The organism is Pseudogemmobacter blasticus, from assembly GCF_003071405.1.
Lineage (GTDB): Bacteria > Pseudomonadota > Alphaproteobacteria > Rhodobacterales > Rhodobacteraceae > Pseudogemmobacter > Pseudogemmobacter blasticus.
On the sequence record NZ_CP020470.1, the window covers coordinates 1253236 to 1265899 of the forward strand.

General features: G+C 67.1%; 13 protein-coding genes and 1 tRNA gene. 9 read left to right on the forward strand and 5 right to left on the reverse strand.

Going from position 1 to position 12664, the window contains the following annotated elements; translation table 11 throughout:
• Positions 1–88: 88 nt before the first annotated feature.
• Positions 89–712: a GcrA family cell cycle regulator gene (locus tag B6K69_RS06075; RefSeq protein WP_108644803.1), complete on the reverse strand. Its 624-nt coding sequence runs from the start codon at positions 710–712 to the stop codon at positions 89–91.
• A gap of 321 nt (positions 713–1033) precedes the next feature.
• On the opposite strand from B6K69_RS06075, the gene B6K69_RS06080 reads away from it, so the two are divergent.
• The 4 genes from B6K69_RS06080 (at position 1034) to B6K69_RS06095 (ending at position 4350) form a co-directional block, all read left to right on the forward strand.
• Positions 1034–2212, forward strand: coding sequence for an aspartate aminotransferase family protein (locus tag B6K69_RS06080; protein ID WP_108643151.1), 1179 nt, complete (start codon positions 1034–1036; stop codon positions 2210–2212).
• A gap of 72 nt (positions 2213–2284) precedes the next feature.
• The gene (gene argF / locus B6K69_RS06085) at positions 2285–3211 is read left to right on the forward strand and encodes an ornithine carbamoyltransferase (protein WP_108643152.1); all 927 of its coding nucleotides are present in this window, start codon (positions 2285–2287) and stop codon (positions 3209–3211) included.
• 93 nt (positions 3212–3304) lie between these two features.
• Entirely contained in the window at positions 3305–3799 is a 495-nt protein-coding gene (locus B6K69_RS06090) for a DUF1993 domain-containing protein (protein ID WP_108643153.1), read from the forward strand.
• Positions 3796–4350 (forward strand): cysteine hydrolase family protein, encoded by a 555-nt coding sequence (locus B6K69_RS06095; RefSeq protein ID WP_108643154.1) that lies wholly within the window; start codon positions 3796–3798, stop codon positions 4348–4350. Before B6K69_RS06090 ends, B6K69_RS06095 begins: the two co-directional genes overlap by 4 nt.
• A 3-nt stretch (positions 4351–4353) precedes the next feature.
• Here the strand turns inward: B6K69_RS06095 and B6K69_RS06100 are convergent, their stop codons facing one another.
• Together B6K69_RS06100 and B6K69_RS06105 are read right to left on the reverse strand one after the other, a co-directional pair.
• Entirely contained in the window at positions 4354–5568 is a 1215-nt protein-coding gene (locus tag B6K69_RS06100) for an MFS transporter (protein ID WP_164681896.1), read from the reverse strand.
• A 132-nt stretch (positions 5569–5700) separates the two neighbouring features.
• Positions 5701–6573: a glycosyltransferase family protein gene (locus B6K69_RS06105; protein WP_108643155.1), complete on the reverse strand. Its 873-nt coding sequence runs from the start codon at positions 6571–6573 to the stop codon at positions 5701–5703.
• A 127-nt stretch (positions 6574–6700) separates the two neighbouring features.
• Between B6K69_RS06105 and miaB the strand changes: the two genes are divergently transcribed.
• Together miaB and B6K69_RS06115 are read left to right on the forward strand one after the other, a co-directional pair.
• Positions 6701–8017: a tRNA (N6-isopentenyl adenosine(37)-C2)-methylthiotransferase MiaB gene (miaB, locus tag B6K69_RS06110; protein ID WP_108643156.1), complete on the forward strand. Its 1317-nt coding sequence runs from the start codon at positions 6701–6703 to the stop codon at positions 8015–8017.
• A 150-nt stretch (positions 8018–8167) separates the two neighbouring features.
• Positions 8168–9175, forward strand: a complete 1008-nt coding sequence (locus B6K69_RS06115; RefSeq protein WP_108643157.1) for a PhoH family protein — start codon at positions 8168–8170, stop codon at positions 9173–9175.
• Between the two features lie 172 nt (positions 9176–9347).
• Here B6K69_RS06115 and irrA read toward each other — a convergent pair whose 3' ends face one another.
• On the reverse strand, positions 9348–9764 hold the full coding sequence (irrA, locus tag B6K69_RS06120) for an iron response transcriptional regulator IrrA (protein WP_107674612.1): 417 nt from the start codon (positions 9762–9764) through the stop codon (positions 9348–9350).
• A gap of 152 nt (positions 9765–9916) precedes the next feature.
• Between irrA and fabA the strand changes: the two genes are divergently transcribed.
• The 3 genes from fabA to B6K69_RS06135 are packed head-to-tail and all read left to right on the forward strand — an operon-like array spanning position 9917 to position 12476.
• The gene (gene fabA / locus B6K69_RS06125; RefSeq protein WP_107674613.1) at positions 9917–10426 is read left to right on the forward strand and encodes a bifunctional 3-hydroxydecanoyl-ACP dehydratase/trans-2-decenoyl-ACP isomerase; all 510 of its coding nucleotides are present in this window, start codon (positions 9917–9919) and stop codon (positions 10424–10426) included.
• A gap of 24 nt (positions 10427–10450) precedes the next feature.
• Positions 10451–11677, forward strand: coding sequence for a beta-ketoacyl-ACP synthase I (fabB, locus tag B6K69_RS06130; protein WP_108643158.1), 1227 nt, complete (start codon positions 10451–10453; stop codon positions 11675–11677).
• Positions 11678–11687: 10 nt separating this feature from the next.
• The gene (locus tag B6K69_RS06135) at positions 11688–12476 is read left to right on the forward strand and encodes an enoyl-ACP reductase FabI (protein ID WP_108643159.1); all 789 of its coding nucleotides are present in this window, start codon (positions 11688–11690) and stop codon (positions 12474–12476) included.
• A 41-nt stretch (positions 12477–12517) separates the two neighbouring features.
• Here B6K69_RS06135 and B6K69_RS06140 read toward each other — a convergent pair.
• Positions 12518–12591, reverse strand: a tRNA-Gly gene (locus B6K69_RS06140).
• Positions 12592–12664 lie beyond the last annotated feature (73 nt).

The window sequence follows — 12664 nt, forward strand, 5'->3', positions numbered from 1 at the left end:
CGGTGCGCACCAGACAGGGCCGTTTTAACTTATGTTCCGCCTTGGCGGCGGCGATCCCGCAGCCGGACCATTGCCGGGCGTCGCCGCCTTAGCGGCGGCGATCCCGGCGGGCGCTCATCGGCTGGAAGGCCACGCCGACATGGGCCTCGCAATAGGGTTTGCCGGGCAGGCTGGGCAGTCCGCAGAACCAGAAATCCTCGGTCGCGGGGTCGCCGATCGGCCATTTGCAGGTGCGTTCGGTCAGCTCCATCAGCGTCAGCTTCTTGGCCCGCTTCTCCACCTCGCGCACCGAAGCCAAGGCCTCGGGCGAGATTTCATTCAGGCTGGGCTGCGGCGGCAGCGGCTGGCCGGCGGGCACGATGGCCTTGCGCAGGGGCAGCGGCGTGACATTCGACACCGGCGCCGCAGCGGCGGGCCGTTCGGCGGCCGCGGGGCGCGGCGGCGGGGCCGGCTCGGCCCGGGGCGGCGCGGGCGGTTCGGGGCGCAGCGGCGTAACCCCTTCGGGCCGGGCCGCCGCGGCGGCCGGGGCAACCGGGGCGCTCGCCTCGTCCTCATCCTTGCCGCCGACACGGTTCGACAGGCCCAGACGATGGACCTTGCCGATCACCGCATTGCGGGTGACACCGCCCAGTTCCTTGGCGATCTGGCTGGCCGACTGGCCTTCGGCCCACATCCGCTTGAGCGTCTCGACACGCTCGTCCGTCCAGGACATCTGTTTCTCCGACTGTCTGAAGGTTGGGGCCATTCTACAGGTGCAGGGGCACTGGCCGCAAGGGCGGCGCGGTTTTCGCGCCGGCTTTCCTTTGCGGCAGAAGAATCGTTCCGCTTCCGCAGGGCGCAGAACGGGGCTTTTCATCCGCCGCCGGCCGCGCTATGCGATCTGCATGAACCTCAGCGCCCTCCTCTCGATCTCGCTGCGACGCCGATAAGGCGACGGTTCCGGCCTGCCCGGCCGCCAAAGGGCATTTCCGCACATTGACACCCGGCCTGACGCCCGCATAGGGCTAGGGCTTCGCATCCAAGGGGTTTTCCCATGATTTCGCCCGTGCTTCCGACCTATAACCGTGCCGATCTTGCCTTCGTCAAAGGCGAAGGAAGCTGGCTGGTAACGCAGGACGGGCGCCGATACCTGGACCTGGGCGCCGGCATCGCGGTGAACGCGCTGGGACATGCCCATCCCGCACTGGTCGAGACGCTGACCGAACAGGCGCAGAAGCTGTGGCATGTGTCGAACGTCTATCGGATTCCCGAACAGGAACGGCTGGCCGAGATGCTGGTTGACCTGACCTTTGCCGATACGGTGTTCTTCACCAATTCCGGCACCGAGACCGCCGAGCTGGCCATCAAGATGGCGCGCAAGTTCCATTACGAGAACGGCCAGCCCGAACGCACCGGCTTTGTCACGCTGGAAGGCGCTTTCCATGGCCGGTCCACCGGGGCCATCGCGGCGGCGGGGTCGGAGAAGATGGTCAAGGGCTTCGGTCCGCTGATGCCGGGCTTCACCCAGATCAGATGGGGCGACCATGAGGCCCTGCGCGCGGCGATCACCGACCAGACCTGCGCGGTGATCGTGGAACCGATCCAGGGCGAAGGCGGCATCCGCGCCCTGCCCGACCAGTGCCTCAAGGGCCTGCGCGACCTGTGCGACAGCACCGGCACGCTTCTGGTGTTCGACGAGGTGCAATGCGGCGTGGCCCGCACCGGCCGGCTTTTCGCGCATGAATGGGCGGGCATCACGCCCGACATCATGATGGTTGCCAAGGGCATCGGCGGCGGCTTCCCGCTGGGCGCGCTGCTGGCCACCGAACGCGCCGCCAAGGGCATGGTCGCGGGCACCCACGGGTCAACCTATGGCGGCAACCCGCTGGGCTGCGCCGTGGGGGCCAAGGTGCTGGAGATCGTTTCCCAGCCCGCCTTCCTGGCCGAGGTGGGCCGCAAGGCCGCGCTGTTCCGCCAGGGGCTTGAGGCGCTGGTCGCCGCCCATCTGCAGGTGTTCGAGGCGGTGCGCGGCGAAGGGCTGATGCTGGGGCTGAAATGCCGGGCGGCCAATACCGATGTGGTCAAGGCCGGCTATGGCGCGGGCGTGCTGACGGTGGCCGCGGCGGACAATGTGCTGCGCCTGTTGCCGGCGCTGAACATCCCCGACGCCGACATCGCCGAGGCTCTGGCCCGCCTTGACCGCGCCGCCGCCGCCACGCCGACCGCCGCCTGATTTCATCTGTCTTCAAATATCCCGGGGGTCCGGGGGCAGCGCCCCCGGCCGGGTTCCGAAAAGAAAAGCGACATGAATCACTTCCTTGATATTCACAAGACTGACGCCAGCGATCTGCGGGCGATGATCGACACGGCCCATGCCATGAAGACCGCCCGCAACGGCCGGCCCAGGGGCGCCCCGGATGACGAGACCCCGCTGAAGGGCCGCATGGTGGCGCTGATCTTCGAAAAGCCCTCGACCCGCACCCGCGTGTCCTTTGACGTGGGCGTCCGCCAGATGGGCGGCGAGACCATGGTGCTGTCGGGCAAGGAAATGCAGCTTGGCCATGGCGAGACCATCGCCGACACCGCCCGCGTGCTGTCGCGGTATGTCGACCTGATCATGATCCGCACCTTTGAAGAGGCGACGCTGCTGGAGATGGCGGAACATGCCACGGTTCCGGTGATCAACGGGCTGACCAACCGCACCCATCCCTGCCAGATCATGGCCGACGTGATGACCTATGAGGAACATCGCGGCCCGATCGCGGGCAAGAAGGTGGTCTGGTGCGGTGACGGCAATAACGTGGCGGCCAGCTTCCTGCACGCCGCCGGCCAGTTCGGCTTCGACTTCACCTTCACCGGGCCCGAAACGCTGGACCCGGAAGACAAGTTCGTGGCCTTCGCCCGGGAAAAGGGCAGCCGCGTGACCATCCAGCGCGACCCGTTCACCGCCGTGGAAGGTGCCGATCTGGTGGTGACGGACACCTGGGTGTCGATGCACGACCCGGAATCCGCCAAGGAACGCCGGCACAACCAGTTGCGGCCCTATCAGGTGAACGAACAATTGATGAGCCGGGCCAAGCCGGACGCGCTGTTCATGCACTGCCTGCCCGCCCATCGCAACGACGAGGCGACCAGCGCGGTGATGGACGGCCCCCATTCGGTGATCTTCGACGAGGCCGAAAACCGCCTGCACGCCCAGAAGGCGGTGATGCGCTGGTGCCTGGGGGTGTGACCCCCTGCACGCCCCGGCCGCAGGCCGGGGTATCCCTTGACAGGGGCCGCGCGCCGGCAGAGCGTGCGGCCAACCGAACAGGGAGCCCCCCGGATGCACCGCCAGTCTGTCGCCGTCTTTGACCGTTTCCTTGCCGCGCTGTCGGCCATCCTGACCAAGGCCGAGGCGCATTGCGAGGCGCGCAGGATCAAGCCCGAGGCGATCCTGCAGGCGCGCCTTTTCCCCGACATGTTCCCTTTCACCCGGCAGGTGCAACTGGCCTGCGACTTTGCCGCCCGTCCCACGGCGCGGCTGGCAGGGGCAGAGCCGCAGGGCTTTCCCGATACCGAAACCAGCTTTGCCGAGTTGCAGGCGCGCATCGCCGCGGCGCGGGCCTATCTGGCGGGCTTCGGCCCCGAGGCGCTGGCCGGGGCGGAAACGCGGACCGTGGCCTTCAAGGCGGGCGGCCATGACATGGAACTGCCGGGCGCGGATTTCCTGTCGTTCTATGCCCTGCCCCAGTTCTATTTCCACCTGACCACGGCCTATGACATCCTGCGTCATTGCGGGGTGGACCTGGGCAAGCGTGATTACATGGGCGTGGCATGACCACGGCGCTGCTGGTCATCGACATGCAGGAAGGCATGGCCGCGCGGACGCGCGCCGGCCGGCCAAGGGCCAATCCGCAGGCGGAAGAGCATGTCGCCGCGCTGCTGGCGCTGTTCCGGGCGCGTGGCCTGCCGGTGGTGCATGTGCATCACGATGACCCCGACCCGACCGCACCCTTCCGCAAGGGCACGCCCGACGGCGCCCCGATGGCCTGCGCCCTGCCCGCCCCCGGCGAGACGGTGTTCTGGAAACAGGGATCATCGGCCTTTTCCGGCACCGGGCTGGACGCGCATCTGCGCCGGGCCGGGATCAGCCGGATCGTGCTGGTCGGCGCGGTGGCGGCGTTCTGCGTCACCTCGACCTGCCGGTCGGCCAGCGATCTGGGCTTCCAGGTGATCCTGCCGGGCGATGCGCTGATCGGCTTCGACATCCCGGCCCATGACGGCAGCGGCCGGATCGACGCCGACACCGTTCTGCGGGTCACCCTGGCGCTGCTGGGGGCCGATTTCGCGCAGGTGGTGGCGACCGGCGCGGTGGCCGGGCTGGTCTGAAGGTCAGGCCGCGGGGGCGGCACCGGGGTTTGCGCCGGGCGGGGCATGGCGGGCGTCGGCCATGGCCGTGCGCCCGGCCAGCGAGGCCACCACCAGCAGCAGGACCGCCAGCACGGTATAGGTCGGGCGATAGCCCAGATGTCCCGCGACAAAGCCGATGGTGCCCGGCGCAACCAGGATGCCGGCATAGCCCACCATGGTCACCGCCGAAATCGCGGCCCCTGCGGCATGGCCGGGGAAGTTGCCCGCGGCCGAGAACAGGATCGGCACCACATTGGCCACGCCCAGGCCCGCCAGCGCAAAGCCGGCGATGGCCAGCGCCGGCACCGGCGCGGCGGCGGCGATCAGCAGACCCACCGCCCCGAGAATGGCCGAAGCCCGCAGCGTGCGCACGGCGCCGAAACGGTTGCGCACGGCATCGCCCAGGAACCGCATCAGCGCCATGGCCCCGGCGAAGAAGGCAAAGCCCAGCCCCGAGGTGAAGGTGGTCGCCGCCAGTTCGTCCTGAAGATAGAGCGCGCCCCAGTCGAGCACGGCCCCTTCGGGCACCATCGAGAAGAGCGCCATCCCGCCCAGAATCCAGATGCCCAGCTCACGCGGCAGCAGCCGGCCCTGCGCCGGACCTTCGGCGCGCTGCGGGGGGTGCGGCGGCTCTCCGCGCAGGGCGCGCTGTGCCACCAGCACCACGGCGGCCACCAGCGCGGCGGTGACCAGCGCCTGAACCTCGGCCGAGGTGCGGGCGATCAGCGCGCTGCCCAGCGTGCCGCCCAGAAAACCGCCCAGGCTCCAGAACCCGTGCGAGGAGGACATGATCGCCCGGCCAAGACGCCGCTCCACCTCGACCGCATTGGCGTTCATCGCCACATCCATGCAGCCGGCCAGCGCCCCGAAGGCGGCCATGGCCAGCGCCAGCAGCCAGACCGTCGGCGCCAGCACGATCAGCGGCAGCGTCGGGATCAGCGCGAAGGCAAAGGCGCGCAGCACCGGCACGGTGCCGAAGCGGCCGATCAGCCGGCCGGCAAACAGCATGGCCGAGACCGCGCCCAGTCCAAGGCCCAGGATCAGCAGGCCCAGATCGAATTCGTTGATGCCATGGCGGGGCAGCAGCAGCGGAATCTGCGGCGCCCAGGCCCCCATGACGAAACCGTTGGCCGCGAACATCGCCGCCACGGCGGCACGGGCCCGCCTGACTTCGGCCTGGGGCATGGGCAAGGACATGGCAGAGACTCCTGTTTGCGCAAACACCCCCTACCGCCCGCCGCGCCGGACCGGAAGCCCCGCGCCGGTCACAGGATGTTTCAAGGCCGCAGGACCGGCCGGGACCGGAAAGACGGACGAATCAGCCCGTGATCAGAACCATTGCCCCGGTTCCATCAGGCCCAGGTCCATCAGTTGCTGGCTGTTCCAGCCGAAGCGCACGCTGTTGTGCCAGTGGAATGTCGCGATGTCGAACCGCGATCCGGGGTTGGTGCGCAGCGCCTTGGCGGTGCGGAACGAACAGACCGTCGCAGTCAGGTTGTGGTGCCAGGGGCAGGCATAGGTGTTGTACTCCTCCTCGGAAAAGGTGAAGTCGGGGCGCAGGCGCAGGTCGGGCGCCGTGCGGAAGATCGAGATCCGGTCGATCTTGCGGCGGTTGAAGGGGATATGCTCCTCGAACCGCCAGCGCAGCCCGCCGTGGAAATCTAGCTGCCGCTCCTTCGGTTCCCAGTTGCGATCGGCATCCTTGCGGGCCTGCGCGTAATAGCCGGACCTGTCCATATGCGCATCTTCCAGCGAGACGGCATTGCCGAAGCGGCCCAGATCGGCGGCGTAAAGGTCGATCACATAGGTCAGCATGGCGCTGCGGCGTTCCTCGGTGTGGAAGGCCAGCATTTCACGGACGTTGCGCGATTCCCCGAAGGGGATGAACAGGTATTCCGCGTTGTAGCAGTAATAGACCCAGGTGCCCGCCGGCAGGGCCGCGTTCAGCCGGTTCACCGCCCGCGGCAGCGCGGCTTCGGCAAAGACATCATGCGGGGCATGGTGAACCCGGTCCTCGAACCCTTCGGGCAGGCCGATCTCGGGCGGGGTCAGCAGGATCACCGTGCCGAAACCGGCGGCAAGGTGATGGCTCAGCGTCGAGGTGATCTCGACCTCATCCTCGGCCATGATCAGGCAGACGGGCGCCTTGGGCGGGGCTTCTTTCAGTCTGTCAAGATAGGCGGCAAGGTCGGGGTACTGCATCACGGCGTCCGGTTACACGAGTTTGGGCGCGCGCAAGTTCCGCCAATCGGCGCCGCAAGGCAAGACCTGCGGCGTTGCCGCAGCGCCGGACGCGGTGTAAGAACCGCGCTTCAGGAGGCGCCGGCCCATGAGCGAAGCGAAGAAGCTGTTTCTCAAGACCTATGGCTGTCAGATGAATGTCTATGACAGCGAGCGCATGGCCGAAGCCATGGGCGCCGAGGGCTATGTGCTGACCGAGGTGGCGGAAGAGGCGGACATGGTGCTGCTGAACACCTGCCACATCCGCGAAAAGGCCAGCGAGAAGCTGTATTCCGACCTGGGCCGGCTGAAGCCGCTGAAGCTGGCCAAGCCCGATCTCAAGATCGGCGTTGCCGGCTGCGTGGCGCAGGCCGAGGGGGCGGAAATCCTGCGGCGGATGCCGCTGGTCGATCTGGTGGTGGGGCCGCAGGCCTATCACCGGCTGCCCGAGATGGCGCGCAGCCCCGGTCAGGTGGTGGACACCGAATTTCCGCCGGAAGACAAGTTCGACCACCTGCCCGCCCGCAAGGCCAGCCGGGGGCCGACGGCCTTTCTGACCGTGCAGGAAGGCTGCGACAAGTTCTGCACCTTCTGCGTGGTGCCCTATACGCGCGGCTCGGAAGTCAGCCGCCCGGTGGCGCGGTTGCTGGCCGAGGCGCAGGATCTGGTGGCGCGCGGGGTGCGCGAGATCACGCTGCTGGGCCAGAACGTCAACGCCTTTCACGGCGAGGGCCCCGAGGGCGGGGCCTGGACGCTGGGCCGGCTGATCCGCGCGCTGGATGAAATTCCGGGGCTGGAGCGTATCCGCTATACCACCAGCCACCCCAACGACATGGACGATGACCTGATCGCCGCCCATGGCGATGTGGCCAGCCTGATGCCCTATCTGCATCTGCCGGTGCAATCGGGCAGCGACCGCATCCTGCGGGCGATGAACCGCCGCCACACCGCCGACAGCTATCTGCGGCTGGTCGACCGCATCCGCGCCGCCCGCCCCGACATCCTGCTGACCAGCGATTTCATCGTGGGCTTCCCCGGCGAGACCGATGCCGATTTCGAGGCGACGCTGGATCTGGTCCGCGCCGTGGGCTATGGCGCGGCCTTCAGCTTCAAGTATTCCGCCCGCCCCGGCACCCCGGCCGCCGAAAAGCCGCCCGTGCCGGCCGAGGTGGCCGATGCACGGTTGCAGGCGTTGCAGGCGCTGATCACCGCGCAGCAGCACGCCGCGCAAAAGGCGATGGTCGGGCGCCGGGTGGGCGTGCTGTATGAAAAGCCCGGCCGCCTGCCCGGACAGATGGTTGGCAAGTCGGATCACCTGATGGCGGTGCATGTCGATGATCCGCAAGGCCAGGTGGGCGATCTGGTTCAGGTCGAGGTCATCGCCAGTTCGACCAATTCGCTGGCCGCGCGCCGCCTGCCCGGCTGATCGGCGCCATTTTGCCCGCCCGAACGGCAGGATCGTCGCGAAAGCTTCACATCTGCGCGCAAGATGTTGTGGCAGGGATGAAAATCCTTGCCAGATGATCCGACAGGCCGCACCATCCCTTGGAAGGCCCTTAACCCTGAGGAGACCCTATTGGGCATCAGCGCGCTGACCCCCCCGACCAAGCCCGAGGATGTTGTCGAAACGCTCCTCGAATTTCCCGACAACCGGCTTCTGATCGAGCTGTGCGGCGAGTTCGACCGCAATCTGGCGCAGATCGAGCATCAGATGGGTGTGCATGTGCTGCGGCGCGGCAACCGGCTGGCGGTGGTGGGCGAAAAGGGCGCGCGGGAACAGGCGGCGGCGGTGCTTCGGTCGCTTTATGCCCGGCTTGAGGCGGGCCGGCCGGTGGGCGCGGGCGATGTCGACGGCGCGCTGCGCATGGGCCGCCCGATGGCACCGGCGGGCGAAGGCGAGCAGATCGAGCTGTTCAACCCAGGCATGGAACTGCGCACCCGCAAGAAACCCATCGAACCGCGGACCGAGGCGCAGAAGGCCTATGTGGCAAACCTGTTCGCGCATGAACTGGGCTTCGGCATCGGCCCGGCCGGCACCGGCAAGACCTATCTGGCGGTCGCGGTGGGGGTGACGATGTTCATCTCGGGCGCGGTCGAGAAGATCGTGCTGTCGCGGCCCGCGGTCGAGGCGGGCGAACGGCTGGGCTTCCTTCCGGGCGACATGAAGGAAAAGGTCGATCCCTACATGCAGCCGCTTTACGACGCGCTGAACGATTTCCTGCCGTCGAAACAGGTGGAAAAGCTGATCCAGGAAAAGCGGATCGAGATCGCACCCCTGGCCTTCATGCGCGGGCGCACACTGTCGAACGCCTTTGTCGTGCTGGACGAGGCGCAGAACGCCACGGCCATGCAGATGAAGATGTTCCTGACCCGGCTTGGCGAAGGCAGCCGGATGGTCATCACCGGCGACCGGACGCAGGTGGACCTGCCGCGCGGGGTGACCAGCGGCCTGTCGGAAGCCGAGCGCATCCTGAAGGGGGTGAAGGGCGTGAGCTTCAACTACTTCACCGCCAAGGACGTGGTGCGCCACCCGCTGGTGGCCCGCATCATCGAGGCCTGGGACGCCGACGAAGCCAGCGTCTGACCCCTTGCCCTGAAAGCCGGGGGCGCTGCCCCCGGACCCCCGGGATATTTGCGGACAGATGAAGGGGCATGGGTCTGTGCCCCTGATGGCGTTTGTTTGGAAATCCCCGTGCCGGCGCGGGCCAGAGACATGCGGCCGGGTGTCGCGGTCGCGCCGTGATGCAGAGAGGGCGTCAGAGACGGCGGAGGCGGATCACCACGTCAACGCGCGAAATCTCGGTTCCCTCGGGGGGCGCGGGCAGCGCGGAGATGGTCAGCTCATCCTTCGGGGCATCGGTCAGGGTGCCGGTGTCTTCCCAGAAGAAATGCGGGTGATCGTCCATCCGGGTGTCGAAATAGCTGCGGGCCCCGTCGACCACCACTTCGTTCATCAGGCCGGCGTCACAAAAGGCGCGCAAGGTGTTGTAGACCGTGGCCAGACTGACCTTTTCACCCGCCGCGCCGGCCATTTCATACAGGCTTTCGGCGGTGACATGGCGATTTTCGCCGTCGCCCACCAGAAGCGACGCCAAGGCAAGGCGTTGCCGGGTCGGGCGCAGGTTGCCCCGATCCAGCCAGGAAGTGACAAGGTCGTCGCGCGTCGGCGTCATACCGCTAGTCCCATAATCTCAACATCATATATAGGTTGTATGGGATCGTTTTCAATCGAAAACCCCCGCCCCGCCGCCCGGCGCTGCCCTTGCCCTTGGTTCCGTGCCTCTGTTACACCGATGCCGAGGGAACAGACAGGAAGGCCGGGCCGATGGGGCGCTATCCGACAAGCTTCGAACGCGAGGATCTGCTCGCCTGTGCGCGGGGGGAACTGTTCGGGCCGGGCAATGCGCAATTGCCCGAGCCGCCGATGCTGATGATGGACCGCATCACCGAAATCTCGGAGGACGGCGGCGAACACGGCAAGGGCCATGTGGTCGCCGAATTCGACATCAAGCCCGACCTGTGGTTCTTCGGCTGCCATTTTCCCGGCAACCCGATCATGCCCGGCTGCCTGGGGCTGGATGGCCTGTGGCAGTTGACCGGCTTCAACCTGGGCTGGCGCGGCTGGGAAGGCCGCGGCTATGCCCTGGGCGTGGGCGAGGTCAAGCTGACCGGCATGGTGCGGCCTGACCGCAAGATGCTGCGCTACTACGTCGATTTCACCAAGGCCGTGCAGACCCGCCGCCTGACCATGGGTGTGGCGGATGGCCGGGTGGAAGCCGATGGGGAAACCATCTATCTCGTCAAGGACATGAAGGTCGCCCTCTCGGCGAGCTGACAGGCAAACGAAAGGTTCTGGCCCATGCGTCGTGTTGTCATCACCGGCCTCGGCATCGTCTCGCCCATCGGCAATTCCGTGGCCGAGGTCGAGGCCTCTCTTCGCGCCGGGAAATCCGGCATCGTCTTCGCCCCCGATTATGCCGAACGCGGCTTCCGCAGCCAGGTGCACGGGCAGCCGAACATCGTGCTGGAAGACCATATCGACAAGCGCGACCTGCGCTTCATGGGCGATGGGGCGGCCTACAACTTCATCGCCATGAAACAGGCGGTCGCGGACAGCGGGCTGACCGAGGCCGATGTGTCGAACGAACGCACCGGCATCATCGTCGGGTCGGGCGGTCCGTCCACCAAGTCGTTCTTCAAGGCGCATAACATCGTGCGCGAAAGCGGCAGCCCCAAGCGGATTGGCCCGTTCGGCGTGACCAAGGGCATGTCGTCCACCACCTCGGCCTGCCTGGCCACGCCCTTCAAGATCAAGGGCGTGAACTATTCCATCACCTCGGCCTGCTCCACCTCGGCGCATTGCATCGGCAATGGCACCGAGCTGATCCAGATGGGCAAGCAGGACATCGTGTTTGCCGGCGGCGGCGAGGAACTGGACTGGACACTGTCCTGCCTGTTCGACGCGATGGGCGCCATGTCGTCGAAATACAACGACAGCCCGGCCACCGCGAGCCGCGCCTTTGACGCCACGCGCGACGGCTTCGTGATTGCCGGCGGCGGCGGCGTGGTGGTGCTGGAAGAGCTGAACCACGCCCTGGCGCGGGGCGCGAAGATCTATGCCGAAGTCACCGGCTATGGTGCCACCTCGGACGGGCACGACATGGTGGCCCCCAGCGGCGAAGGCGGCGAGCGGTCGATGAGACTGGCGCTGTCCACCCTGCCCCAGGGCCGCAAGATCACCTATATCAACGCGCATGGCACCAGCACCCAGGCGGGCGACGTGACCGAGGTGAAGGCGATCCGCCGCGTCTTTGGCGAAGGGTCGGTGCCGCCGATCTCGTCCACCAAATCCCTGACGGGCCACAGCCTTGGCGCCACCGGCGTGCATGAGGCGATCTATTCGCTGATCATGCTGCAGGGCGGGTTCATCGCCGCCTCGGCCAATGTCACCGAACTGGACCCGGAACTGAAGCCGGAAGAGATTGCCACCGTCACGCGCGACGTGGTGCACGATTCGGTGCTGTCGAATAGCTTCGGCTTCGGCGGAACCAATGCGACACTGGTGATGAGCGCCTTCCGGGGCTGAGGAGCAGGCCATGGCCGATCTGATGAAGGGCAAGCGCGGGCTTGTCATGGGCGTCGCCAACGAACGGTCGATCGCCTGGGGCATTGCCAGTGCGCTGGCGGCCGAAGGGGCGGAGCTGGCGTTCTCGTATCAGGGCGAGGCCTTCGGCAAGCGGGTCGAACCGCTGGCGGCCTCGGTCGGATCGGACCTGCTGGTCGATGTGGACGTGACGGATGAGGCCTCGCTGGACGCCTGCTTTGCCAAGCTGCGCGCGCGGTGGGAGACGCTGGATTTCGTGATCCATGCCATCGCCTATTCCGACAAGTCGGAACTGACGGGGCGCTTCGTCAACACCACGCGCGGCAATTTCCTGAACTCGCTGAACATCTCGTGCTTCAGCTTCATCGACGTGGCCCGCCGGGCGGAAGCGATGATGCCCGATGGCGGCAGCCTCATCACCCTGACCTTCCAGGGATCGAACCGGATCGCGCCGAATTACAACGTGATGGGCGTGGCCAAGGCGGCGCTGGAAAGCGCCACGCGCTATCTGGCCAATGACCTGGGTCCGCAGAAGATCAGGGTCAACGCCATCAGCCCCGGCCCGATGAAGACGCTGGCCGGCAGCGCCATCGGCGGCGCGCGCGCCACCTTCCGCCATACCGAAGAAAACGCACCGCTGCGGTCGAACGCCACGCTGGAAACCATCGGCGGCACGGCGGTCTGGCTGTGTTCCGATTATGGCGCGGCGACAACGGGCGAGACCATCCACGTCGATGGCGGCTATCACATCCTGGGCTTCCCGCAGGCCGGCAACATCTGACGCCTGCACGCCGGGCACGGGATCTGTTTCTCTGGAAAGACTGGAGCGGGTAGCGGGAATCGAACCCGCCCCATCAGCTTGGAAGGCTGAGGCGCTACCACTACACCATACCCGCCGCTCTGTCGTTGCCGGGGCAAGGCCTGCGGCAACGCGGTGTTGATATGCGGTTTCGCCGCGGGCTGCAAGAT